Source organism: Pantoea sp. X-Soil-MYKO-1289 (assembly GCF_059730625.1).
On the sequence record NZ_AP036004.1, the window covers coordinates 2,363,969 to 2,389,863 of the forward strand.

Consider the following 25,895-nt stretch of genomic DNA (forward strand, 5'->3'; position numbering starts at 1 on the left):
GCTATAACCTTAGATTTTTGTGGATCGAAACGTGGGCCCCTGGCGGGGATGCCGGAAACGTAAAAACGTTTTTTTGCCCCACGACCGCATCCGGTCACAGCGACAAATATCTGGGCGAAAACTGCATCACCCTATGAAAATTCACGCTATCAGCCAGCCATTGCCCCACGCACGTTATCAGCGTTGTCCGCAATGCGATACCCTTTTTTCCTTACCGGATGTGAAATCGCATCAGTCTGCCTATTGTCCACGCTGCCATGCGCAAATTATCAGCGGGCGCGACTGGTCAATGACGCGGCTGACGGTGATGGCCGCGATGATCATGGTGCTGATGCCTTTCGCCTTTACCCTGCCGCTGGTGGATATTCGCCTGCTCGGCATGCGCATTAACGCCAGCCTGCTGGGCGGCGTAATCCAGATGGCGGAACAGGGTAATGTGCTGACCGCCTCGATGGTGGCGTTCTGTACCATCGGCGCGCCGGTCGCGCTGGTGGCTGGCATCGGCTATCTTACCCTCGGCCATCGGCTAGGGATGAACCTGCGTCCGGTGCTGCTGATGCTGGAGAAGGTTAAAGAGTGGGTGATGCTCGACATCTACCTGGTGGGCATCGCGGTGGCGTCGATTAAAGTGCAGGATTACGCCTCGCTGGAAGTCGGCTACGGGCTGGCCGCCTACCTGACGCTGACGCTGCTGAGCCTGCTGACGCTGATCCACCTTAACGTCGAGCAGCTGTGGGAACACTTCTATCCGCAGAAGCAGAATACCACCGCACGCGACAGGCTGCAGGTCTGCCTGAACTGCCACAATACCGGTGAGCCGGACGCGCGCGGCCGCTGTCCGCGCTGCCATACGCCGCTCGACTTCCGGCGTCGCCACAGCCTGCAAAAATCCTGGGCGGCGCTGATCGCCTCGATCGTGCTGCTGATCCCCGCCAACCTGTTGCCAATCTCAGTGGTCTACCTGAACGGTTCACGGCGCGAGGACACCATCTTTTCCGGCATCCTCGGCCTGGCCTCCGGCAATATTCCGGTGGCGGCGGTGGTGTTTATCGCCAGTATTCTGGTGCCTTTTACCAAGGTGCTGGTGATGCTGACGCTGCTGCTCAGCATTCACTTCCGCTGCGAACAGGGGCTGAAAACCCGCATTCGCCTGCTGCGGGTCGTTACCTGGGTAGGCCGCTGGTCGATGCTGGACCTCTTTGTGATTTCATTAACCATGTCGCTGGTCAATCGCGATCAGCTGCTGGCTTTTACCATGGGACCCGCCGCGTTTTACTTCGGCGCGGCGGTGATCCTGACCATCATGGCCGTTGAGTGGCTCGACAGCCGCCTGCTTTGGGATGCACATGCAACAGGAAACGCCGACTACATCGACTAACGCGACGCTGCGCAACAAACGTAAGGTTTCGCCATTCTGGCTTCTGCCGATCATCGCCATGCTGATCGCCGGCTGGCTGCTCTGGACTAACTATGAAGAGCGCGGCACGGTGATCACCATTAACTTTCAGTCGGCGGACGGCATCGTGCCAGGCCGCACGCCTGTCCGCTATCAGGGCGTGGAGGTCGGCACCGTGCAGGGCATCAATCTGAGCGACGACTACCGCACCATTCAGATCAAGGCGAGCATCAAAAGCGATATGAAAGAGGCGCTGCGCGAAAACACCCAGTTCTGGCTGGTGACGCCGAAAGCGTCGCTGGCGGGCGTCTCGGGTCTCGACGCGCTGGTGGGCGGCAACTATATCGGCATGATGCCGGGCAGCGGCAAGCCGCGCGAAAACTTCGTCGCGCAGGATACCCAGCCGAAGTATCGCGTCAATACCGGCGAGCTGCTGATCCATCTGCACGCGCCCGATCTCGGCGCGCTCAACTCAGGATCGCTGGTTTACTACCGCAAGATCCCGGTGGGCCGCGTTTATGACTACAGCATCAACAGCAAGACGGATGGCGTCACCATCGACGTGCTGATCGAACGCCGCTTCAATAATCTGGTCAAGAGCAACAGCCGCTTCTGGAACGTGTCGGGGCTGAGCGCCGACGTCAGCCTGAGCGGCGCGAAGGTGGAGCTGGAGAGCCTTGCGGCGCTGGTCAACGGCGCTATCGCCTTCGACTCGCCGGACGATTCGCCGCAGGCGAAAACTGACCAGAACTACAAACTCTACCCCGATCTGGCGCGCAGCCAGCGCGGCGTGGTGGTCACGCTCGATCTGCCCGACGGCAATAACCTGAAAGCGGGCCGCACGCCGCTGATCTATCAGGGGCTGGAGGTCGGCAGCCTGACCAAACTCAACCTACTGAGCGGCGGCAAAGTCACGGGCGAGCTGACCCTGGATCCCTCCGTGGTGAGCCTGATGCGCAGCGGCACGCGCATTGAGATGCGCAGTCCGAAAGTGAGTCTTACCGATACCAACCTCAGCAGCCTGCTGACCGGCAATACGCTGGAGCTGGTGCCGGGCGACGGCGAGCCGCAAAGCCACTTTACCGTGCTGCCCGCCAACGAGTCGCTGCTGCAGAAGCCCGACGTGCTGACGGTGAAGCTCAGCGCGCCGGAAAGCTACGGCATCGACGCCGGTCAGCCGGTGATGCTGCACGGCATGAAGATCGGCCAGGTGATTTCGCGCGAGCTGAATGAGAAAGGCATTCAGTTCGTGGCGGCGATTGAGCCGGCCTATCGCAACCTGGTGCACGGCGACAGCAAGTTTATCGTCAACAGCCGACTCGACGTGAAGTTCGGCCTCGACGGCATGAAGGTACTGGGCGCCAGCGCGCGCGAATGGGTCGACGGCGGCATCCGTCTCGAGCCAGGCAACCAGGGCGCGGTGAAATCCGCCTATCCGCTGTTCGCCGACGCCGAAAAGGCGGAGGAAGGCGTTATCGGCGATCGCCCTTCGACGACGCTGACGCTGACCGCCAACAGCCTGCCGGACGTACAGGCTGGTTCGGTGGTGCTTTACCGCAAATATGAAGTGGGCGAAATCGTCGACGTCACGCCGCGCGCCAGCGCTTTCGATATCGCGGTGCATATCAAGCCGGAGTACCGCAAGCTATTGACCAGCGAGAGCGTGTTCTGGGCGGAAGGCGGCGCGCGCGTGCAGCTTAACGGCAGCGGCCTGACCGTTCAGGCGTCGCCGCTGAACCGCGCGCTGCGCGGCGCCATCAGCTTCGACAATATGAGCGGCGCGGCGAACGCCAAAGGCAGCAAACGCACGCTCTATCCTTCCGAGACGGCCGCGCGCGCGGTCGGCAGCCAGATTACGCTGCATACCTATGACGCCAGCAAGCTGTCGGAAGGTATGCCGATTCGCTATCTGGGCATCAATATCGGCCAGGTCGAGTCGCTGTCGCTCAGCCAGGATAACAACCAGGTGGTGGCGAAAGCGGTGCTCTATCCAGAGTATGTGCAGGACTTTGCGCGCAGCGGCAGCCATTTCTCGGTGGTATCGCCTGAAATCTCTCCGGCTGGCGTCAACCATCTGGAGACGCTGCTGCAGCCTTACGTCAATGTCGATCCCGGCAAGGGGCGTCCGGCGCGGGTTTTTGAGCTGCAGGAGAGCACCATTACCGATTCACGCTACCTGAACGGGCTGACGATTTATGTCGATGCCGCCGAGGCGGGCTCGCTCTCAATCGGCACGCCGGTGCTGTTTCGCGGCGTCGAGGTCGGCACCGTGACCGGTACCTCGCTGGGCAATATGGCGGATCGCGTGCAGATTGCGCTGCGCATCAGCAAGAAGTATCAGCATCTGGTGCGCAACAACTCGGTGTTCTGGCTGGCGTCCGGCTATAACCTCGACTTCGGCCTGATCGGCGGCGTAGTGAAAACCGGCACCTTCCAGCAGTTTATTCGCGGCGGCATTCAGTTCGCCACCCCGCCGACGGTGCCGCTGGCGCCGCAGGCAGGCGCGGACAAGCACTTCCTGCTGCAGGATGAAGCGCCGAAAAACTGGCGCAGCTGGGGGACGGCGATCCCCGAGCCGCGGCAGTAATCTCGTCAGCCGTCTGAAACCGCTTTCAGACGGCTGAGCAAACTGAGGGTGGGCGTTATCGACCGAAGCGCGAGGCGTCCCACCCCCATTTTCGTGCTACACTGGCGCCCTGTTTTTGACCTCAACGCCTTACCTGGAACCTGCCGTGGCCGACCTTTTCCCCTCTGACTTTCTTGATCTGATGCGCGACGCCCTGCCCGACGACGCTGAACTGCAGCGCTTTATCGCCATCAGCCAGCAGCCGCTGCGCCGCGCTATCCGCGTCAATACGCTTAAAATCAGCGTGGCGGATTTCCTCGCCCAGACGGCTGACTATGGCTGGCGGCTGGCGCCGGTGCCCTGGTGCGCGGAAGGCTTCTGGATTGAGCGAGATGACGAAAGCCTGCCGCTTGGCAGCGTGGCCGAGCATCTTAGCGGCCTGTTTTACATTCAGGAAGCAAGCTCGATGCTGCCGGTCAGCGCGCTGTTCGACGGCGCGCCCGAGGCGCAAACGGTGATGGATATGGCGGCGGCGCCGGGTTCGAAAACCACGCAGATCGCGGCGCATATGAACAACCGCGGCGCTATCCTCGCTAACGAGTTCTCCTCCAGCCGCGTTAAGGTGCTGCACGCCAACGTCAGCCGCTGCGGCGTCAGCAACGTGGCGCTGACCCACTTCGACGCGCGCGTCTTTGGCCCGGCGCTGCCGGAGCGTTTCGACGCCGTGCTGCTGGACGCGCCCTGCTCGGGCGAAGGCGTGATCCGCAAAGATGCCGACGCGCTGAAAAACTGGTCGCTGAGCAGCACCGAGACGATCGCCGCTACCCAGCGCGACCTGCTCGAGAGCGCGTTTCATGCTCTGAAGCCCGGCGGCACGCTGGTCTATTCCACCTGCACCCTTAACCAGATTGAAAATCAGCAGGTCATTGCCTGGCTGCTGGCGCGCTATCCGCACGCGGTAGAGGTCGTTCCGCTTGACGCGCTCTTCGCGGGCGCCGGGCAGGCGTTGACGCCGGAAGGGTATCTGCACGTTTTTCCGCAGCTTTTCGACAGCGAAGGCTTCTTTGTGGCGCGCCTGCGTAAAACCGACTCGGTGCCGCCGCTGCCGCAGCCCGGCTACAAGCTGGGCAAGCTGCCTTTTACGCCGCTGAATAAAAAAGCGGCGGCGGAGGTGGCTCAGGCCGCGGCGTCGGTATGCCTGCAGTGGAGCGACGACCTGACGCTGTGGCAGCGCGACAAAGAGATTTGGCTCTTTCCCGAGGCGATTACGCCGCTGCTCGGCAGCGTTCGCTTCTCCCGCATCGGCATTAAGCTGGCAGAAACCTTTGCCAAAGGCTATCGCTGGCAGCATGAAGCGGCGATCGCGCTGGCGCAGCCGGACGCAGAACGGGCGTTTGAGCTGAGCGCCGACGAGGCGCTGGAGTGGTATCGCGGCCGGGATATTTTTCCTGATACGCCGCCGCAGCGTGATGAAGTGATTGTGACCTACCAGCAGCAGCCGATCGGCCTGGCGAAACGCGTCGGCAGCCGCATTAAGAACAGCTACCCGCGCGAGCTGGTGCGCGACGGCCGCCTGTTCCGCTGAGCCTTACTGCAGCTGCATCAGCGTCAGTCGGTTGCCGAACACCGCGCCGGTATCGATATAGTGCAGGTTGCCTGATTCCAGCGGATGCTGCAGCGGCGTATGGCCGAAGTAAAAAGCATCCGCGCCGGCGATTTTTCCCGCTTCGCCCGTTTGCAGCCGGGCGATGCGTTCGCGATTCCACACCACTTTATCCCAGTCCAGCGGCTGCTCCCACGCGTAGCGCTCCGCCGGATAGTCGGCGTGCGCCACGACAACGATGCGATCCGCCAGCTGCAGATGCAGAATCAGCGGCAGGCTCTCTAGCCTTCTTAGCGCATGACGCGCCGCAATGAGCCTTGCGCCCGTTAGCTTATAGAACCAGTCGCCGCCGTTCATTATCCAGCCGAGCGAATCGTGACACTGTAACGCTCGCAGCGCCATCTCCTCATGATTTCCTCGCACGCAGCGGAACCATGGCGCATCAAGCAGCTCTAAACAGCCAGGACTGTCAGGCCCGCGGTCGATTAAATCGCCGACGGAAATCAGCAGATCGCTTTGCTTATCAAAAGCGTTTTCCAGCAGCAGCGCATCCAGCTGACGGCGACAGCCGTGCAGATCGCCGACAATCCAGATATTTTGCCAGTTTTCACCGTTGAGATACTGGTAGTGCATTTTGATTCCGCTTGTTAACAACAGGTTTACTTATCGCGGGTTAAAGTATAGCCGGTCACATCTTCAGGGAGGCGTGATGAATAGCCGGAAACAATTTATCAGCGTGCTAGTGCTTATCTTCCTCGGCAGCGTGCTGCTGCTGGAATCGCTGGCGCGCCTCGTGCATCTGCTGTTTGTCGGCTGAGAAGTCGAACGCGATGCTTTCTGCCCTCTACTCAGATTTTCCGTACGCTTCGCCGCTAAAAGCGCCAGCGGATGGCGATTACTGTTCAGATATCAGGATGTTTCCGACAGACGAAACTGCGCTAGTGTGAGATCTCAGCCCGTCCACGATGTGGAGCAGATACACACAGCAAAGGGGGGATGGCTGATTACCTCCGGTCAGGAGAATAAGAATGGTCGCTGAAACGCTTGATAACGTAAGTTTTAACCTTGATTCTCTCGAAAACGCAGCACTAGAAATCTGTAAAACCAAAGGAATGCTGGGCATGCTGTTGGCGTCAGTTTCAACGGATATTCAGCAATCCTATTTCCAGCTGTTACGCGAGTCTGGTTTCGATGACGAACTGGTCTGGCTGCAGCAGGTTCTGGATACTAAATAAGTGATTCAGTTAACCCCGGCGCAGGCTGGGGTTTTTCATTTCTGGCGCCGCAGCAGGCTAAGAAGAGCTTTTTAGCGGACATCGAAAAAAATATTTTTCAGCGCTCTGATTTAGACTGGTACGACAGCCGCTGCCGCCGTTGAGGCGATAGTTCATTTTTTGGCAAGCATAAGACGACGCGTCAGACGCGTCGGCTTTGTGTCCTTCCCTGGACAGCGCGCGATTAGGGTTTTAACGCTGGCGGAACGGTGCCCGATAGCTCCTGCTCGCTTTGCGCGCCCGATCCCGGACGGGCATGACCCAGTAGCGGCTCATCGCCCAGCAGCTCAGGTTTCTCTTTCGCGGTGAACTGGGCTTTACCGTCAAATGACGGCCCTTCGCACCAGCGGCCTTTCGGCAGCGGTTTATCCAGCGAGGTGTTAAGCACATAGTAAGAATGCTCGCTGGCTTCCTCGCTTTGCGGGAAGCTGTTCGGTATCGGCAGCGAAGCGTTAAGTCCGCCCATCTCTTCAATCACCGCAAGCCACTGCTGTTGATGCATGGTGTCGCGGGCGATCAGGAAGGAGAGAAAATCCTTCATGCCGCTATCTTCAGTGAGATTGTAGAGGCGGGTCGCCAGTACGCGTCCCGTCGCTTCCGCCGTGACGTTGGCCAGCATATCGGCCGCCACGTTGCCGGACGCGTAGATATGGCTCATATCGAAAGGCACGCCGTTGGCGTTGACCGGCAGCGCCGCCAAACCTGACGAAAGGATATGGCGCGGGTTCATACCGCCCAGTACCGCATTCACCACCGGATCTTTCGCCGACGCCTCCTGATAGGAGAGCGGCGCGCCTTCCAGATTGAGCGCCACGGCATGCGCCAGCATTTCGATATGCGCCAGCTCTTCGGTTGCGGTAGAGATCAGCAAATCGCGGATTCGCGCATCGCCGCGCGCGCCCATCGCCTGGAAGAAGTACTGCATCGCCACACGGATCTCCCCTTCCACGCCGCCGATCGCCTGCTGTAATAGCATGGCGAATTCCGGGTCGGCTTTGTCGACGCGTACTGGATATTGAAGCTTTGAAGAATGGTGAAACATAATTATCTCCCGGCATGTTGAAAAGAATAAGCCAGACAAGCCTGGAAGAGGTTGGCGAAAAATGAAAGCGCGCCCGTAAAGGCTGGCGGGGGAAAATAAGCGGTCGGAAGCGGCATCAACTCATTTATATTAATCGCTTAGCCACATTTAATTTTAACTTCACTCCCTGGATAAAATTTCAGCATCGCACCAATACACTTAGTGTTTGTCTGGATTATTTCCCGCCAGGCTCAGGGATCCTCATACTTAAGCGAAACGCGCTGCCCCCCCTATTGCGCACCTGTAAATGCTTCTCTGACCTGTAAGAAAAAAATAAAAAAAGAGAGGATAAATTCAACACAGCATGAGTCTAATCTGCGTTTCCGCTTGCAGTAAGGTGGCCAATGGAAAAGGGGCAAAAATGCGCAAATTATCTGATTCTTTAGTGAGTGTTGAGCTGTATATGCTACATGAGGCAACCCTTCCACGTGATTCAACCTCATGTACAGCGGGAACAAACAGATATCAGGAAAGCCTGCCAGCCTCTGAGTTAATTTTTTCAATTAAACGGGTACTTTTTTCAGTATAGAGCGTACAGTTATCAGCAACATCCTTATTAACAAAACTCATTGCACCAACAGTAACGTTATTGCCGATGTGTAACGCGTCGCCAATTACGCAGCTATTCGAACCCAGGAAAAAGTTATCGCCGATTATAATTTTTCCCTGCTCATTCTTACCTACGCTGCCTATTACGCAATTTTGCGTCAGTTTCATATTTTTCCCAGCCACTACACGCTTCGTGACGACCACGCCAACATGATGCGCAATCGTCAGTCCTTCACCGATAGTTGCGCCTAGCATAATATCGCAGCCAAAATTTTTTTTAATACGATTATGAATGCGATAGGCCATTCTTTTATAGCCAGTAGAGTAAAGATGATTAGCCAGTCGCCACCAGAATACATATTTTAAGCCAGGCTTATTCTTCATTCGCATGTAAAGGCGCCGAATGCTAAAAGGCTTGTTTACGCCTATTACTTCAACATGCCAATAGCGCAGCAGTTGATGTAAGCTTTTTTTCTCTAGTGATTTTTTAGCCATAAAAAAGTGTATCAAAGAATATTATTAAAGTGCTTACCTTAACCGTTTCGCTCTTTGCTGACAATACCGGCAGGCTGCGCACAAATTGAATCATTTGGTTAGCCGCTCAACTCAGCCAGATCATAATCTATTGATATTTCAAATGTTGCAGGCGCGTCGGAAAATCAGCTTTAACAGGAGCGTATAATGAGAGGTTAAATGACAATATGACAGTAAAAACTACGTAGCAAAAAGCAAACAAAAAAAGACCGAACACGATTCCTGTATTCGGTCCAGGGAAATGGCTCTTTGAGAGCCGTGCGCTAAAAGTTGGCATTAATGCAGGCGATGACGCCTTGCAATTTAAGGTTAGCCCACGTCTGCGGAAATGCCAGCGAACGGCCGGACAGAGGAGATCCGCAGGATCAGATTGTGATCCTGACGGCAGAATTGGCGAAATCAGGCGCGAAAAGCGTTCGCGCCCCGACAGGATTATTTATCGCACAGCGCCTGAGTACGCTCGATAATCGGCTGAAGGCTCATCATCTGGCCCGGGTGCGCTTTATCTTCCGCCTGGATCACGGAAATGGGCTGCGCTTTTACCTGCCCGGCCTTCACGCGCGCTTCCGCCTTATCGTTAAGCGGATACTGCATCAGCGTGCTGGGGTTGATGGCGAACAGCGAACCATCTTTTTCGCAGCTCAGCATCACCTCTTCACGGCTAAAGGGCCAGGCCGCCTTACCTATCTCGAAACGGCTGACGGTAATAATTTCCGACGCCAGCGCCTGGCCACAGAGAGATAACAACAGCATTGCGGGGATCACTTTCTTCAGCAAAATAGCCTACCTTTTCACTCAGTCAAAACGGGTCACACTCAGGCTGGCGACAGCGTGGCGAAGACGCTGACCAGACCAACCACTGCGCATGCCAGCAGCAGCTCAAGCTGCGTCATGCGAATAAATTTTTGTTGCGCGCCCTTGCCCGCCAGGCGAAAGCGCGGCACCAGCACGTAACGATTGAACAGCGCGATAGCGACCATCATGGCCACCAGCGCCGCCTTAGCCACTAACAGTTCGCTATACAGGCTGCCGTGCCACTGGCGTGGCCAGCCGGCGATCAGCAGCCCATTCACGACGCCGGTGCATAATGTTACCGCGACGGCCAGATGTCCGTAGCGCGAAAAGCGCATCATGGCGCGAATCGCGTCGCTGCGGCGATCGATCTGCCGCGCCTCGACCATCAGGATCAGCAGCGGCAATAACCCACCTGCCCAGAAGGCCGCGCCGACAAGGTGCAGCGCATGGTTGATCTGCTGCAGCGCGCCCGTAAACCCTTCGCGCATCGCCGCATGTCCGATTAACGCCATACAGCCCAGCTGCAGCAAGGCGCCAGTCAGCCACGCCTGCTGTCGCTCTCTGTTTTTCAGCAGACTCGCCAGCAGCGTAACGACCGCCAGCCCTGTTTCCCACTGCCACACCGTGCCGAAACGCGTGCTCAGCACCGCGCGCCAGATCTCACTGTCGGCGAGGTTGCGCCAGTCGCCGCTCATTAGCACCAGCTGGGTCGCCAGCATCAGCAATGCGCTGACCAGCCCCAGCCAGACGCAACCGCGCATTAATGTGTCAAGACGTCTTCCCAGCGCGTGCCGATAGCGCGCTGGCGCTAACAGCACGGTATAAAACGCGCTGCCCGCCAGCAGCATCACGGCGGCGAAATGGAGCGCGCGCAGCAGGATCCACAGCGAGGTCACGACTTACTTCACGCTAAAGCGGTAGCTGCCCTGCGTCTTATGCCCATCCACCGACAGAACATGCCAGTTAACCTGATAGTCGCCCGCCGCCAGCGGCTTCTTCAGCGGCAGGATCAGGCGGCTGTGCTGCTGCGCATCCCGCTGCGCCTTCTCGCTGGCGACAGGCTTTTGGCTGGCGTCCAGCAGCGTTACGCCGCTAAACGCGGGCTCTATATCTTCGGTGAAGCTCAGGGTCAGCGCCTGCGGCGCGGTAGTGAGCGCGGCGTCGGCGGCGGGCTGGGACGATTTGAGGTGGGCATGCGCCAGCACCGCCTGGCTCACTAACAACAGCGAGACGGCAACGCCTGACAAGATCGTTCTTTTCTGCATGGGATCATCCTTTTAGCCATCGCCTTAGCGGCAAACGTGGGCAAGGATACGCTGAGGCATTTCAGGTGTCGAGGGCCAGCAATGCTATCCTTTACCCTTGATTCAGACCGGGATAAGCATTATTTTTGCCCCCTGTCTTCAGGAGATCCCCATGAGTCAAAACCTCGCCCTGCTTTCTCAGGAAGAGAAAGATATAGTCAACGTTGAACTGGCCGCAGCGGGCGTGGCGTTCAAAGAGCGCTACAACATGCCGGTCGTGGCTGAAATGGTTGAATATGAGCAGCCGCCCGCGCTGCGCGACTGGTTTCGGCAGCGCCTGATGCACTATCGCCAGGCGTCGCTGAACTTCTCGCGCCTGCCCTACGAACCCAAGCTGAAGTAAATCATGTTACGCGTAATTGATACCGAAACCTGCGGGCTCCAGGGCGGCGTAGTGGAAGTGGCGTCGGTCGATGTGATCAACGGAGAGATCGTGAATCCGATGAGCGACCTGATCCTGCCGGACCGTCCCATCAGCCGCCAGGCGATGGCCGTACACCGCATTACCGAAGCGATGGTGGTGGGCAAACCCACGATCGAAGAGGCGATTGGCCGCTATCACGGCAGCCCTTTCTATGTCGCCCATAATGCCAGCTTCGATCGCCGCATGCTGCCGGAGATGCACGGCGACTGGATCTGCACCATGACGCTGGCGCGCAAGCTCTGGCCCGGCATCAAATACGGCAACCAGGCGCTGCGCCACAGCCTTAAGCTGGAGGTCACGCCGCCCGCCGATCTGCACGCGCACCGCGCGCTGTACGACTGCTACGTGACCGCCGCGCTGCTGATCCGCATTATGGAAATTTCCGGCTGGGATGCCGGGCAGATGGCGCAGCACTGCCAGCCCGCCAGCGTGACGGGCGACGTGCTGCCCTTCGGCAAATATCGCGGCCAGAGCGTCGCCGCCATTGCGCGCAAAGATCCGCGCTATTTGCGCTGGGTGCTGGAAAACGTGCGCGATCTGCGCCCGCCGCTGCGGCAGGCGCTGCGTAAATACCTGAGCGACGATCAGTAATCGCGCTGCGGCGGCAGGCTGCCCTGCGCCAGCGCGATCAGAAACGTCAGCTCCAGCGCAATGCCTTCATAGGATTTATAGCGCCCCGACTTGCCGCCGTGACCGGCATCCATATCCGTACAAAGCATCAGCAGATGGTTGTCGGTCTTCAGCGCGCGCAGTTTCGCCACCCACTTCGCCGGCTCCCAGTATTGCACCTGCGAGTCATGCAGCCCGGTCGTCACCAGCATATGCGGATACGCCTTCGCCTCGACATTGTCGTAGGGGCTGTACTGACGCATATAGCCATAGTAGTCGGCGTCGTTTGGGTTGCCCCACTCGTCGTACTCGCCGGTGGTGAGCGGGATCGACTCATCCAGCATCGTGGTGACCACATCGACGAAGGGCACCTGCGCCACCACGCCGTTGAACAACGCCGGCGCCATATTAATCACCCCGCCCATTAGCAGCCCGCCTGCGCTGCCGCCCATGGCATAGAGCTGTCCAGGCTGGCCGAATCCCTTTTTCACCAGCGCCTGGGTAACGTCGATAAAGTCGGTAAAGCTGTTCATCTTGTTGAACAGGCGGCCGCCGTCATACCAGCTTTGTCCCAGCTCGCCGCCGCCGCGCACGTTGATCAGCGCGTAGACGAAACCGCGATCGAGCAGGCTAAGCCGGCTGACGCTGAAATCCGCCTCCATATTGCTGCCGTAGGCGCCATAGCCGTAAACCAGCAGCGGATTTTTGCCCGGCTGATAGTGTTTGCGGTGATAAACCAGCGACACTGGCACTTCGGTGCCGTCGCGCGCGGTGATCCAGTGATGCTCGCTTTTGTAGTTGTCGGGGTCGAAGTTGCCGACCGCGCTCTGCTTGAGAATGCGCCGCTCGCCGGTGTCCATATCGAGTTCGAACAGCGTGGTCGGCGTGGTCATCGAGCCGTAGCCATAGCGCAGCTTGCTGGTTTCCGGCGAAGGGTTGAACGCCAGCCAGGTAACATAGGTCGGATCGTCGAAGGCGATGCCGGTCACCTCGCCGGTTTGCCAGTGGATTTGGCGCAGGCTGGTCAGGCCGCGCTGCCGCTCCTCGACCACCAGCCAGTCGCGGAACAGCTGAAAATCTTCCATCACCACATGGTCGCGCGGCTTAATCAGGGTTTCCCAGCGCGACTCGTCCAGCCAGCGCGTGCGGTAGAGGCCGAAGTTTTTCCCCTCGCGGTTAGAGCGGATATAAAACTGATGCTCATAGTGATCCAGGCTGTATTCATGATCTTTGCGGCGCGGCAGGAAGATCTGCGGCGCGGCGTCGGGAAAGCCGGCGTCGATGAGCTGGATCTCGCTGCTGTTGGTGCTGAACAGCGCGATGAGGATAAAGTGCTCGGAGGTGGTTTTATGCACGCTGAGATGGTAGGTGTCGTCCTGCTCTTCATACACCAGCCGATCGTCGCTTTGCGGCGTGCCGAGTTCATGACGCCAGACCTGATAGGGCAACAGCGTCTGCTCATGCTTGCGCACGTAATAGAGCGTGCGAGAATCGTTCGCCCAGGCGAAGCTGGAGGAAGCGTTGTTCAGCACCTCCGGATACCAGCTCCCCTTCTCCAGACAGCGAAAGCGAATGCCGTACTGTCGCCGGGAGAGAAAATCTTCCGCCAGCGCCATCACTTTGTTGTCAGGGCTGATGTTAAGCGATCCCATAGTGTAGAACTCGCTGTGCGAGGCGCGCTGATTGGCGTCCAGCAGCAGCGTCCACTCATCGGTCACGGCGTACTCGGCGGGCTGGCGGTAGTAGGCGGCATATTCATTACCGCTCTCATAGCGACTCTGATAGCGATAGCCGTTATGCACGTAGGGAACGGAATGATCCTGCGGCGGCAGGCGATCAACGATCTCTTTTAAAATACGGTTCTGCAGCGGCTGCTGTGTCGCCATGATCTGCTTGCCGTAGTTGTTTTCGGCGCGCAGATAATCCAGCACCTCTTCATTCTCGCGCTTGTCGTCGCGCAGCCAGTAGTAATCATCCACGCGCGTTTCGCCGTGGAGGGTCATTTCATGGGGAATTTTTTTTGCGATGGGGGCCTGCATGCTCCGTCTCCCTGTTATTAATATCCTTTAAGGGTGGCATCAGGTGGCGGGGAAGCCAAATTTTTGTCGCTAACGCGTTGTTATTGCGACCGCGCAGCGCGGTCGCGGCGGGTTTATTCTGCCGGAATGCGCGCTTTTTGTTCGCGCAGGTCATTTTCAATGCCGTCGCGCACGTCCTGTGGGATCTTCAGCGCGTCGCCGAGCGCGGTGAGATAGCTGCGCTCCATAAAGTGATCCACATCGATGGCGGCGCAGCTGAGGAAGTAGAGTTCCAGCGCTTCATCCTCGTTTTTCACGTCGGCGGCCAGCCAGGCGGGATCGAGCGGCCGATTGATCGCTTTCTGGATCAGTGCTTCCGCCTCCTGACCATAGCCCGACTCATGGATGCTGCGCTCGATGGCGGCGCGCTCGCGATCGTCGATATGGCCGTCGCTTTTAGCGGCGAATACCAGCGCCGTCACCAGGCGCTCGGCGCGCTGATCGGCGGGCGTGTGCAGCTCGCCGAAGCCGGGATCGGCCTGGTGCGTATCGCGCACGCGCTGTTTATATTTGTTCCACAACACCGCGCCGGCCGCCGCGCCGCCGCCGATAATCAGCGCTTTGCCGCCATACTCGGTTAACAGCTTGCGCGACTTTTTGCTGGCGATCAGCAAGCCCGCCAGACCGCCCAGCGCACCAGGCGCCAGCATATCGTTTAAACCTCCGTTGCCGCCGCTGTGACCTTTCTTCGTCAGCAGCGACTGTAGCTGTTGCAACAGGTTGTTCATCATTCACCTCTTTTTTAGCGAGCAGGGCTCTACTCTGCCCGACCGGGCGTCAGTTAACGTCAAGGTGAGAAAAGAGAGGCAAAGCAGAGGAGGATGAGAACGCAAACGTTTTCGTTTATACTGCGCGCGCGTTTTGACTCACAGGTGAAATTATGACGACTCTTGGAACTGCGCTGCGTCCGGCTGCGACGCGTGTCATGCTGTTAGGCTCGGGTGAGCTGGGTAAAGAAGTGGCGCTGGAGTGCCAGCGACTGGGTGTGGAAGTGATTGCCGTAGACCGCTACGCCGACGCGCCCGCGATGCACGTGGCGCATCGCAGCCACGTGGTGAACATGCTTGACGGCGAGGCGCTGGCCGCGCTGATTGCGCAGGAAAAGCCTGATTATGTGGTGCCTGAAATCGAAGCGATCGCCACGGATAAGCTGCTTGAGCTTGAGCAGCAGGGGCAACGCGTGGTGCCGACCGCACGCGCCGCGCGCCTGACCATGAACCGCGAAGGTATTCGCCGTCTGGCGGCGGAAGAGCTGTCGCTGCCGACCTCCAGCTACCGTTTCGCCGACAGCCAGGCGAGCTTTGAGGCAGCCGCGGCGGAGATCGGCTTCCCCTGCATCGTCAAGCCAGTAATGAGTTCGTCAGGCAAAGGCCAGAGCTTTATTCGCAACGCCAGCCAGCTCGGCAGCGCCTGGGAGTACGCGCAGCAGGGCGGACGCGCCGGCGCAGGCCGCGTGATTGTTGAAGGCGTGGTTAAATTCGATTTTGAAATTACGCTGCTGACCGTGAGCGCGGTCGACGGCCTTCACTTCTGCGCGCCGATAGGCCATCGCCAGGAAGATGGCGACTACCGCGAATCCTGGCAGCCGCAGCAGATGAGCGATGTCGCGCTGCAGCGCGCGCAGGCGATCGCCGGCGAGGTGGTAAAAGCGCTGGGCGGCTACGGCCTGTTCGGCGTTGAGCTGTTTGTCTGCGGCGACGACGTCATCTTCAGCGAAGTGTCGCCGCGCCCGCACGACACCGGCATGGTGACGCTGATTTCGCAGGATCTTTCAGAGTTCGCCCTGCACGTGCGCGCCTTTCTCGGCCTGCCGATCGGCGGCGTGCGCCAGTACGGCCCGTCGGCGTCGGCGGTGATCCTGCCGCAGCTACACAGCCAGAACGTGCGGTTCGTCAACGTGGAAGCGGCGCTGGGCGCCGGTCTGCAGCTGCGCCTGTTTGGCAAGCCGGAAATCGCCGGTTCGCGCCGTCTTGGCGTGGCGCTGGCCAGCGGCGAGAGCGTCGATGACGCCGTCGCGCGGGCGGTCGCCAGCGCAGCGGCGGTAAACGTCGAAGCGTAATAAAACCGCAGGTGGTTCATGATGCGGTGAGCGCCCTGCTCACCGCTAATGCTTATTTCGCGCCTTCTACCGCTTCGCGCGCCAGACGCGTAATGCGATCCCAGTCGCCCGACTCCAGCGCGTCGTTCGGCACCAGCCAGGAACCGCCAATGCAGAGCACGCTTTTCAGCGCCAGATAGTCGCGATAGTTGGCGGGCGAAATGCCGCCGGTGGGACAGAAGCGTACCTGCGGGAACGGACCGCCGATAGCCTGCAGCGCCTTGACGCCGCCGTTCGCTTCCGCCGGGAAGAATTTAAATTCGCGCAGGCCGTAATCCATGCCGGTCATCAGTTCGGAAACGGTGCTGATGCCGGGAATCAGCGGCACCGGGCCTTCCACCGCGGCCTTCAGCAGCGGCTCGGTAATGCCTGGGCTGATAACGAACTGCGCGCCCGCCTCGGTGACTTCCTGCAGCTGCTGGGTGTTGATGACCGTGCCTGCGCCGACGATGGCGTCCGGCACCTCTTTAATCATCAGGCGCAGCGCCTCCATCGCCACCGGCGTGCGCAGCGTGACTTCCAGCACCCGAACGCCGCCCGCCACCAGCGCTTTCGCCATCGGCACCGCATGTTCCAGCTTGTTCACTACGATCACCGGCACCACAGGTCCAGTGGTCAGAATCTTTTCCGCACTCGTCTTCCAGTTCTTCATCAGTTCCCCTTGCTTATCCATACCGGCGCCAGCCGCGCGGCGCGCCATTAATGCGTCACTACCATACAGGATCGGCTTCCGCATCGTCTATCTGCCCGGCGCTATTTTTGAAACTGCGGTTCAGTTTCCTGCGACAAGGCACAAAAAAGCCCGCACGCGGCGGGCTAGTTTCATGATTATTCGAACTCGTTCCAGGAACGGCCGTCTCGGGTGATCATCGCCACGGACGCCACCGGTCCCCAGGTGCCGGCCTGATAAGGCTTGGAGGAGTCGCCGTCGGCGGCCCAGGCGTCGATAATGGAGTCGACGTAGGTCCATGCCGCTTCCACTTCGTCGCGACGCACGAACAGCGCCTGAATGCCGCGCATGCTCTCCAGCAGCAGACGCTCGTAGGCGTCAGCCAGGTGCGACTGATTAAAGGTTTCGGAGTAGCTCAGATCCAGCTTGGTGGTCTGCAGCTTGTGCTTGTGGTCGAGGCCCGGCACCTTGTTCAGGATCTCGATATCGACGCCCTCGTCCGGCTGCAGACGAATGGTGAGTTTGTTCTGCGGCAGTTCCGAGTAGGAGTCCTTGAAGAGGTTCATCTCCGGGTTCTTGAAGTAGACCACTACTTCGGAGCATTTGGTCGGCAGACGCTTACCGGTACGCAGGTAGAACGGCACGCCTGCCCAGCGCCAGTTGTCGATATCGACGCGAATGGCGACGAAGGTTTCCGTCGAGCTGGACTTGTTGGCGCCCTCTTCTTCCAGATAGCCCGGCACTTTTTTACCCTGCACGAAGCCAGCGGTGTACTGGCCGCGCACCGTTTTTTCGCGCACGTTGGTCTGATCGATGCGGCGCAGCGAGCGCAGCACCTTAACTTTCTCGTCGCGAATGGCGTCGGCGCTGAGGTCAGACGGCGGCGCCATGGCGATCATGGTCAGCACCTGCAGCAGGTGGTTCTGGATCATGTCGCGCATCTGGCCAGCCTGGTCGAAATAGCCCCAGCGTCCTTCGATGCCCACTTCTTCAGCCACGGTAATCTGCACGTGATCGATGGTGCGGTTGTCCCAGTTGTTGACGAAGATAGAGTTGGCGAAGCGCAGCGCCAGCAGGTTGAGCACCGTCTCTTTGCCGAGGTAGTGGTCGATGCGGAACACCTGGCTTTCGTCGAAGAACTCGCCGACCGCGTCGTTGATCTCTTTTGAGGTCTCCAGCGAGGTGCCGAGCGGCTTCTCCATCACCACGCGCGCCGGTTTAGCGTTCAGCTTGGCTGCGCCCAGGCCTTTGCAGATGGCGCCGAAGGTGCTTGGCGGCATCGCGAAATAGTTGATGGTGGTGCGTTTTGCCTGATCGAGCATTTTGCCCAGTTTGGGAAAATGGGTGGTGTCGTTAACGTCGAGATTACAGAAGTCGAGACGGCTGCTGAGTTTGTCCCACAGCGCTTCGTCGATCTTCTCCTTCATAAAGGTTTCCAGCGCTTCACGCACCACTTTGGTATAGGCTGCTTTGTCCCAGTCGGCGCGTCCCACGCCGATGATGCGGGTTTCCTCGTGGATCTGTCCCGCTTTTTCCAGCTGATACAGTGAAGGCAACAGTTTCCGGCGCGCAAGATCGCCTTTGGCACCGAATATCACCAGATCGCATGCCTGGGCTGTTTGTGTTACCGCCATTTTCCTCTCCTCGTTGCAGGATGATCCCGTTGGCGTTTGCATCCTCATCCATCGGGTCCATGTTGTAATTTTCTTTCAGCACAATGTACTTATTTCAGGGGGTCAGGTAAACCGACTCTATGCGGGTCCGCTGCGTTTACTCTGAACGGAATAAGGCGTGCCGATGTGATAGTGCGTGCGCTTTAGCCCACTCTAGCGTGGCGGCTGAGGGGCGGCAAAATCGAATCCGGGTCAAATTATGACAAAAATTTTCCACGCAGACTTATCCGTACTTGCGCGCAGTCATAGCGAACAGGGTATATTCACGCTTTTATGCCCTCTCTGCCAGCCATGGCTGGCATCGATAAAAGCGATAACGGTCATCAGGTTATGAATACTCTGGAAAAAATTGAGGCGCAGCTGGCGACGCTCAGCAAATCGGAACGCAAGGTCGCCGCGCAGATCCTGGCCGCCCCGCAGGAGGCGATCCATTCCAGCATCGCCCGGCTGGCGCGCGCCGCCGAGGTCAGCGAACCTACCGTTAACCGCTTTTGCCATCGGCTCGGCACGCGCGGCTTTCCCGACTTCAAATTACAGCTGGCGCAGAGCCTGGCGCAAGGGCAAAGCTGGGTCAGTCACGACGTCGATGAAGATGACGATACCCGCGGCTACAGCCATAAGATTTTCGACTCGGCGCTGGTCGGGCTACAGCGCGTGCGCGATCGGCTCGATCTCGCCGTTGTGCAGCAGGCGGTGACGGCGCTGTCGCGCGCGCAGAAAGTGGCGTTCTTTGGCCTGGGCGCCTCGGCGGTGGTGGCGCACGACGCCTTTAATAAATTTTTGCGCTTTGATCTCCCGGTGGTCTGGTCAGAGGATATTGTGATCCAGCGCATGAGTTGTATAAATAGTCGCGCGGAGGACGTTTTTGTTTTGATTTCGCATACTGGCCGCACGAAAAATATGGTAGAACTGGCTCGCCTCGCTAGTGTAAACGGTTCCACCGTGATAGCCGTCACGTCTCCCGCTTCGCCGCTGGCAGAGGTCGCCACGCTGGCGCTCACGCTTGATGTTCCGGAAGATACCGATGTCTATCTGCCAATGGTTTCCCGCCTGACGCAACTCACCGTTATCGACGTGCTGGCGACCGGATTTATCCTCGAGCGCGGCGCCGCGTTTCGAGAAAACCTGAAGCGAGTGAAAGAGGTCTTAAAAGAGTCGCGTTTCGACAAGCCTTTCGCCATGGAAAACGCAGCGCAACAAAAAAATTAACATCACATTCACAATGTGAGTCGTATCACAGGCTCTCCTTCAGTTAGAATAATGATCACGCCCTGTCCACTTTAGGGGATACGCAAATTTGTCAACGGAGTCCTTCATGTCAAGACGTCTCAGAAGAACTGAGCGGCGGTAGCATTGCCTGAAGTGGCTTGTAGTCTGGCCTGCGGGCCGGTTGGGAGTCAAGCATTTGTGTCACTGCTTGTATCACCTAGTGGCGCTCTTGTGGCACGTTTAAAACATCCTGCAATCTAGTAATTTGCAAGTCATAGTTACCAACCTAGAGCTTCTCAAGAGACCTGATGAGAAGCCTATGGGGGGCTTTTAGCTATAGTTTTTATATTAGATACCCTCGCAGAAATTTCTGGAAAAATTTCATCAGATCGACCTTCAGACCGGAACCTAAGGACGGATATCAGATTTACTACGTATAGAAACTATGTTCCCTTCATATAGAATCAAGTTAATTGTTAGGTTATATAATGTTAAGCAACCATTCAAAAACGAAGAAAAATCAATAATATAACCAACATTGTCATTACAAGTTTGTAGCTGTGGCTAAAGTTCTTTCAACAGTAACTTTATAGGAACTTAAAAGGCGTGCTCTTTATTTCAGGATGCCTAATTTTCTCAAGCGATAGTGTAACTAAGTTACAAATTTCATTGAGCCATACCCTTCTGGCTAATCACTAAGGGCAATAGAGCAAGCTCTTCGCATTCAATATGTGTTTATCTTTAGTTGCCAAATTTACTTGCAAAAATCCGCCTGGGAGCACTAATTAATGAGGAAGAAAAAATGTATAATATAAGCTTTCCGTAATGATTCTAAAGTTGTAAAGTTACAGTATAATCGTGACATCTAGATGATAAACAGGGATAACACATGGTTAAATGTTTTCTATCGCATAGTTCCAAAGATAAAGAGTATGTTCGTCAAGTAGCGTCAGGGCTACGGAAAGAAACTCGTATTTTTGATGAGCAGACTTTTGAAAAAGGGATGTCTCCAGCAGAAGAGATCATAAGCGGATTAGATGATACATCTCTTTTTGTTTTATTTCTTTCAAATTCAGCATTAGAATCAGACTGGGTCAAAGAAGAAATACGTTTAGCTAAAGAAAGAGTAGACGAAGGGAACATCCAGCGTATTTATCCTATTATTATAGATGATAAAGTTGACTATACTGATGACAGAATTCCTTTATGGATGAAAGAAGGATTCAACATACAACCAATTAAAAAACCAAAGGTTGCGATAAGGAAAATAAATGCTCGCCTGAGAGAAATTGCGTTTAAAACTCACCCAACACTCAAGGAAAGACAGAAAATTTATGTTGGAAGGAATGAAAAAACCACCAACGTTGAACAGCGATTTGACGACTTTGATAAAGCAGCCCCGGTAGTTTTCATTGCTTCAGGACTAAATTCCATCGGCAGGAAATCATTCATAAAAAATGCACTTATCAAATCGAATATCATAAAAGAGTCCTACGATTTCCCTGTAATACAAATGGAATCAACGGATAGCATAGAAGATTTCATTTTAAAAGTTGATGACCTTGGCTTGTGCGATATAGGTAAAATACACGATTTAATGATAACACCTATCAATGAAAAGGTTGATATTGCAGTAAGGTTAATAGAAGGGATTATAGAAGAAAAGGAGCGCGTCCTGATTGAAGATAAAGGAGGGATTATTCAGGCAGATAGCACTATAGTTAGTTGGTTCATTGATATTGTAGATCGTATAAAAAATTATGACCATTTAACTTTTTGTATTGCCTCTAAATTTAGAGGAAATAAATCTTTTTCATATAGAAATCAAGAATATTACTTTGAAGAAATCCCTGAGCTAAGTATTCAAGAAAGGCGTGGCCTTTTAAAAAGGTATGCTAAATTTAGAGGTTTAGAATTAGAAAGTGAAGATCTTAAATTTTTATCAGACCTACTTTCAGGTTATCCAGAGCAAGTTATATTTGCTGTAGACAGCATATCTGACACTAATTTATACACTGTGAAAAAAGATTCTCACCTTATAAGAGAATATGCAGATGACAAAGCCAGGGTGATAATTGAAAGCTTCTTCAACGATGAAGATAAATTAACATTCCTGTATTTCCTGTCAAAATTTGAATTCATAAGTTATGAGTTTCTTTTTTCGCTGGTGAACGAAGAAGAATTTTACCCTATCATTCAAAACTTCATAAACATGTCAATTTGCGATCAACTTGGCGTGAATAATGACTACATACGGGTAAATCAAGTAATACAGGATTATATCTCAAGGAGTAAGTTCGGCACTTCAAATGAGTATGATGAGATTCTAAGAAAACATATTAAAAAATTCATTGAAGAATATTCTGATGATAACAGAGATATTTCTGACTATATTTTCTCAATCCAAGAAGCGATAAAAACAGGCACGGAAATTGACAATAGAATATTAGTGCCTTCATATTTCGTAAAAACTATTAGAGCCTTATATGAAAAGGGGGGCTCTGCAAATTACAAAGAAGCCATAAGACTAGCTGACCGAATTCTCTCAAACTCTCAATATCTACATTCTAGTGTTATCGAACACATTTTATTTATGAAGTGTCAGTCGCAAGCTAGATTGCATGATAGAGATTTTTTTAATTCAGTTAGACAAGTTGCCGAACCAGAAAGCTCTTTTTTGCACGGTTTTTATTTCCGAATCACTCGTCAACGACCGCGAGCAATTGAAAGCTATAAGAGGTTTTTACGCCAAAGACCTAATGATCACAGAGCAAAAAGCGAACTTGTTCTATTATACCTACAAAACGACGAATATGAACTTGCATTGGGATTAGCTAAGGATGTTTATGAAAGACAGAAAAATAACCCAATTAATGCCAACAATTACTTGAACTGCCTTTTTTACAAAGACAAAGTAAACATTGATCCCGGTGTTGTTGAGGAAATCCTGGAGAGGCTCAAAGCAAATCCGGCGCAGCGTTCACAAGAAATCTATTGCTCGGCAAAAGCTAAAGCACTTGCTAAATTTGACAATAAAGTTGACGATGCATTCACATTAATTGAACAAGGAATTTTAGACTTCCCTGACATTAAATACCCAGTGTTGACGCTATGTGATCTAGCAATACAGTATAGAAGGTTAGATAAACTAAAATATGCCATTGAAAGGCTTGAAAGCACAGACTCCCCTAAATCTCAGACATATGGGAGCTTTATTCGCTTCAAAGCAATTTGGTTAACATTAACTTCGAAGTTTGATGATGCGGTTCGCATTTGCAGGAACGAACTAAACGAACTGACAATTGAAGAGCTTGAACAATTCATCGAGAAGCTAAAGCAGTACCAAATACAGCAATAAATTCTCACAAGAATTACAGAGGGTTTATTTACCATTTAGGTAAACCCTCTGTTTTTATAATAGTGGCTATTGAAGAAAAAATGATAAAATAGTCTATTCATTAAGATTTAGGTATGGCATACAAATGCTGAAGATTTGCTCTTGCTGACATCAACAAAAAAAGACTTTTTGATTGGTTACAGAAAGCAATCTTAGGTGAAGTTCAACCGTTAAATATTTGAGATCACACCTAACGTATTACGGGCATATTCCAGCATTTTAGTAAAATATTTAACTTAGATGCTTTTTGACACAGCACCCTAAACTTTCTATTAGAAATAATCAGCAAGTCGGACACTTTTCGGTCTTTGCGGTCCGTGAGTCTATGGGCAAATCCTTTGCATTTCACACATGGGTTACTTTACGGCTACGTTTCGCAACTCGCTTAACGGTAGCCTTTTGGCGATCATCATGGGCGATAGAGTCATGCCACTTAGACGCATTTTTTTGCATCCATGCATAGCCACGAGCGGTAACTTGCCATCGCTTCTCACCGTTGGCGTCAGTCTTCCAGACAAAATAGCCATCATTGAATGCCGCTTTTGGTGGGTACGGCTTCTTCTGGTCACTAAAGGCCGGGAGGATGAATTTACCGAACCGCTTGAGGCCGTCGAGCAGCTTAAACGGAGCGAGACCCAATGACTTACAGGCCCATGTCCACGGCACAGCGCCGCCACGAGCTAATCGACCGTCAAAGATGTCTGCTTTAGGGGCCGCGATGGACAACGCCGCGTTAGCCTCATCAGCTTGCAGCACAGCGACGCGTTCACGGAGAATGGCATCGTTACGCATAAAGATGAACGCATTGATGACCATCAGATAGAAATCGGTCGAGACCCACATAGCGTAGGCAATAGCGCCAGCCTCGGTCGCCCAAGTACCGCCGCTGTCACCATTTACGGTCTGCAAATTTGCAGAGCGGTCCATGTGTCGAGAGACTTCGGTTCGCCACTGAGAGGGAGCCTTGCTGTCAGGCAGATTGAGGACCCGGTGAATCTCGTTAAGGTTCCACATACGCTGCTCATTACAGACGAAGGGGTGATTCTCAATGACGATTGGCAGAGCTTCGATAGTGTTGGCATTAATCATGGTCGGTATTCCTTTTATGGTTGCGCCCTCATGTCACACCTGCAAGCCAGCCATCCAGACCCACGACGAGAGAACTGGCAGCAGCATAAAGGCGCATACATAAAGAGACTGAATTGATAGTGATGATTGGCCGTGTGAAGGCTTTGGGTGATGCTGATAGGGCCCCCAGAGGGTCTCGCTTACTGGTATCAAAAGGGTTCCCGCATGTCAGACGCAGCGGCCTAAGAGGCTTGCTGGTACAGAGGCGGGAGGGGACTTAGACACTAATAAGGAGATACTTAACGCAGCGGAAGGATGCTCAGCGGTTCCCTTTTGTGAGTCGCATGGATTTCTATGGGAGGGAAGCCTGAAGGCAATCATCAAGACCCTTCAATTACTCAGGATTATTCTTGATGATTATCTTCAGGGCCTAATGTTGTCCTTTGAGGGGAGATTATTTATTGATAATAACATCTCCTAACTCAGGGTCCTCACTGGTTTTCTCAAAGCACCTCTAGATAATAACCTTAAGGTACTACTTTGAGTTTCCGCCCTGTGAGCTTGAACTCAAGTTGCTACTTACGAGGTAGCGTGTCTACTCACTTCTTCCACAGCTCTGTAATCCACGAAAGAAGGACCGAAAGTCCGTGTGGTGTCTACTGCACCTCGCCCCGAAAAGGTACGAAGAAGCTACGTTAATAGAATGTTCCTTAAGGCTGCTCTAGGTAAAAGCATGGCGCGTGTCGAGGTGGTTTCCAATCGGTCCTCAGTGGCTACAGCGTTACGAACGATGAACGGAAGAAAATAAATTATGGGGTCTCCCTATAGTGAGTCGCATGAGATTCTTGTTGACAAATATAGTTAAGGGGACATCAGGTTTAACCATAAGCCCCCATCTTGCTGACTAATCTTCTTTTACCTGTCGGTCTCTATCCTGTATCCCTTTAAGCTGCTTCTCAGGCATACTTTTGAACATTTCCTCTATCTCTCTGGGCCGCGTGATACGGTCATCTACTATGACATTGAGTAACTTAAAAAGACTGCGTGTCAATGTGGGGTCATCATCAATGTTTATCTCACCTGGGTGAACTGCCTGATTACCCACAATACGACAAACATCAGCAGCTTGCTGTATGCGTTCCGGTAGCCCTTTAGAGACAAGGGATTTAATGTCTGCATTGATGTTTTTTCCCGGCTCACCTAAATGGACCATCAACTTTTGAAGACATAGCCTCAATAATGCGCATGCACCTTTAGGAGAAAGGTTAACAATACTTCTAGCTTCAAGGTAGTCAGTTCTACAGTCTGCTGGCATATCTTCATTAGGCATTTCAACATTAGAAACTGAAGGTACGACAAGCTTTCCTTCATACCAAAAAGAACTCTGCCAACAATGATTACATTGTGAGGCTTTCATAGCCGTCGACATATGGTTGAAACCAAATGTATGCCATGACTGCCTCGCATATACATCACAGAGTGGGCAATTAAATGCCTCCCCATCATACGTCGCTGTATATATCTTTCCCATATTTGATTTCCTCATTGCCTAAAGGAATACGTAATA

Annotated in this window: 21 protein-coding genes; 9 read left to right on the top strand and 12 right to left on the bottom strand. The window is 54.5% G+C overall.

From position 1 onward, the window contains the following. Positions 1-133 precede the first annotated feature (133 nt). From yebS to rsmF, 3 genes are all read left to right on the top strand, one after another. Positions 134-1,378: a membrane integrity lipid transport subunit YebS gene (yebS, locus tag AC6I7Z_RS11415; RefSeq protein WP_033746568.1), complete on the top strand. Its 1,245-nt coding sequence runs from the start codon at positions 134-136 to the stop codon at positions 1,376-1,378. Next, positions 1,347-3,983, top strand: a complete 2,637-nt coding sequence (locus tag AC6I7Z_RS11420) for a PqiB family protein (RefSeq protein WP_497814286.1) — start codon at positions 1,347-1,349, stop codon at positions 3,981-3,983. The genes yebS and AC6I7Z_RS11420 overlap by 32 nt, the downstream gene beginning before the upstream one ends. Positions 3,984-4,128: 145 nt before the next feature. Then, positions 4,129-5,547, top strand: a complete 1,419-nt coding sequence (rsmF, locus tag AC6I7Z_RS11425) for a 16S rRNA (cytosine(1407)-C(5))-methyltransferase RsmF (protein WP_497814287.1) — start codon at positions 4,129-4,131, stop codon at positions 5,545-5,547. A gap of 3 nt (positions 5,548-5,550) precedes the next feature. Here the strand turns inward: rsmF and AC6I7Z_RS11430 are convergent, their stop codons facing one another. After that, positions 5,551-6,198: a metallophosphoesterase gene (locus tag AC6I7Z_RS11430; RefSeq protein ID WP_497814288.1), complete on the bottom strand. Its 648-nt coding sequence runs from the start codon at positions 6,196-6,198 to the stop codon at positions 5,551-5,553. A gap of 395 nt (positions 6,199-6,593) precedes the next feature. Here AC6I7Z_RS11430 and AC6I7Z_RS11435 point away from each other — a divergent pair, with 395 nt between their 5' ends. Continuing rightward, entirely contained in the window at positions 6,594-6,800 is a 207-nt protein-coding gene (locus AC6I7Z_RS11435; protein WP_033746561.1) for a hypothetical protein, read from the top strand. Between the two features lie 223 nt (positions 6,801-7,023). On the opposite strand, the gene AC6I7Z_RS11440 is transcribed toward AC6I7Z_RS11435, so the two are convergent. The 5 genes from AC6I7Z_RS11440 to copC form a co-directional block, all read right to left on the bottom strand. Further along, positions 7,024-7,881, bottom strand: coding sequence for a manganese catalase family protein (locus AC6I7Z_RS11440; RefSeq protein WP_497814289.1), 858 nt, complete (start codon positions 7,879-7,881; stop codon positions 7,024-7,026). Positions 7,882-8,385: 504 nt separating this feature from the next. Then, on the bottom strand, positions 8,386-8,964 hold the full coding sequence (locus tag AC6I7Z_RS11445) for a serine O-acetyltransferase (protein WP_497814290.1): 579 nt from the start codon (positions 8,962-8,964) through the stop codon (positions 8,386-8,388). Between the two features lie 471 nt (positions 8,965-9,435). After that, positions 9,436-9,783 (bottom strand): YebY family protein, encoded by a 348-nt coding sequence (locus AC6I7Z_RS11450; protein WP_103796060.1) that lies wholly within the window; start codon positions 9,781-9,783, stop codon positions 9,436-9,438. Positions 9,784-9,818: 35 nt separating this feature from the next. Further along, on the bottom strand, positions 9,819-10,694 hold the full coding sequence (gene copD, locus AC6I7Z_RS11455) for a copper homeostasis membrane protein CopD (protein ID WP_497814291.1): 876 nt from the start codon (positions 10,692-10,694) through the stop codon (positions 9,819-9,821). A 3-nt stretch (positions 10,695-10,697) separates the two neighbouring features. After that, a complete protein-coding gene (gene copC / locus AC6I7Z_RS11460; RefSeq protein ID WP_497814292.1) occupies positions 10,698-11,063 on the bottom strand; it encodes a copper homeostasis periplasmic binding protein CopC in 366 nt (121 codons plus the stop codon). Positions 11,064-11,214: 151 nt separating this feature from the next. On the opposite strand from copC, the gene AC6I7Z_RS11465 reads away from it, so the two are divergent. Further along, positions 11,215-11,445 (top strand): DNA polymerase III subunit theta, encoded by a 231-nt coding sequence (locus tag AC6I7Z_RS11465; protein ID WP_497814293.1) that lies wholly within the window; start codon positions 11,215-11,217, stop codon positions 11,443-11,445. A gap of 3 nt (positions 11,446-11,448) precedes the next feature. Beyond that, the gene (gene exoX, locus AC6I7Z_RS11470) at positions 11,449-12,117 is read left to right on the top strand and encodes an exodeoxyribonuclease X (protein WP_434123155.1); all 669 of its coding nucleotides are present in this window, start codon (positions 11,449-11,451) and stop codon (positions 12,115-12,117) included. Here the strand turns inward: exoX and AC6I7Z_RS11475 are convergent. Further along, positions 12,111-14,174 carry a prolyl oligopeptidase family serine peptidase gene (locus AC6I7Z_RS11475; RefSeq protein WP_497814294.1) on the bottom strand — a complete coding sequence of 688 codons (2,064 nt, stop codon included), beginning with the start codon at positions 14,172-14,174 and terminating at the stop codon, positions 12,111-12,113. The genes exoX and AC6I7Z_RS11475 overlap by 7 nt on opposite strands. 113 nt (positions 14,175-14,287) lie before the next feature. Then, the gene (locus AC6I7Z_RS11480) at positions 14,288-14,941 is read right to left on the bottom strand and encodes a tellurite resistance TerB family protein (RefSeq protein ID WP_497815434.1); all 654 of its coding nucleotides are present in this window, start codon (positions 14,939-14,941) and stop codon (positions 14,288-14,290) included. Positions 14,942-15,093: 152 nt separating this feature from the next. On the opposite strand from AC6I7Z_RS11480, the gene purT reads away from it, so the two are divergent. Beyond that, a complete protein-coding gene (gene purT, locus AC6I7Z_RS11485) occupies positions 15,094-16,272 on the top strand; it encodes a formate-dependent phosphoribosylglycinamide formyltransferase (protein ID WP_497814295.1) in 1,179 nt (392 codons plus the stop codon). A gap of 52 nt (positions 16,273-16,324) precedes the next feature. Here the strand turns inward: purT and AC6I7Z_RS11490 are convergent, their stop codons facing one another. After that, a complete protein-coding gene (locus AC6I7Z_RS11490; protein ID WP_033747926.1) occupies positions 16,325-16,963 on the bottom strand; it encodes a bifunctional 4-hydroxy-2-oxoglutarate aldolase/2-dehydro-3-deoxy-phosphogluconate aldolase in 639 nt (212 codons plus the stop codon). 176 nt (positions 16,964-17,139) lie between these two features. Then, the gene (zwf, locus tag AC6I7Z_RS11495; protein ID WP_033746536.1) at positions 17,140-18,615 is read right to left on the bottom strand and encodes a glucose-6-phosphate dehydrogenase; all 1,476 of its coding nucleotides are present in this window, start codon (positions 18,613-18,615) and stop codon (positions 17,140-17,142) included. Positions 18,616-18,984: 369 nt separating this feature from the next. On the opposite strand from zwf, the gene hexR reads away from it, so the two are divergent. Both hexR and AC6I7Z_RS11505 read left to right on the top strand, forming a co-directional pair. After that, positions 18,985-19,863, top strand: a complete 879-nt coding sequence (gene hexR, locus AC6I7Z_RS11500; protein ID WP_497814296.1) for a transcriptional regulator HexR — start codon at positions 18,985-18,987, stop codon at positions 19,861-19,863. 889 nt (positions 19,864-20,752) lie between these two features. Next, the gene (locus tag AC6I7Z_RS11505; RefSeq protein ID WP_497814297.1) at positions 20,753-23,221 is read left to right on the top strand and encodes a TIR domain-containing protein; all 2,469 of its coding nucleotides are present in this window, start codon (positions 20,753-20,755) and stop codon (positions 23,219-23,221) included. A gap of 384 nt (positions 23,222-23,605) precedes the next feature. Here the strand turns inward: AC6I7Z_RS11505 and AC6I7Z_RS11510 are convergent, their stop codons facing one another. Both AC6I7Z_RS11510 and AC6I7Z_RS11515 read right to left on the bottom strand, forming a co-directional pair. Then, positions 23,606-24,349, bottom strand: a complete 744-nt coding sequence (locus AC6I7Z_RS11510) for a KilA-N domain-containing protein (protein WP_497814298.1) — start codon at positions 24,347-24,349, stop codon at positions 23,606-23,608. 883 nt (positions 24,350-25,232) lie between these two features. Next, the gene (locus tag AC6I7Z_RS11515) at positions 25,233-25,859 is read right to left on the bottom strand and encodes a DUF4145 domain-containing protein (RefSeq protein WP_497814299.1); all 627 of its coding nucleotides are present in this window, start codon (positions 25,857-25,859) and stop codon (positions 25,233-25,235) included. Positions 25,860-25,895 lie beyond the last annotated feature (36 nt).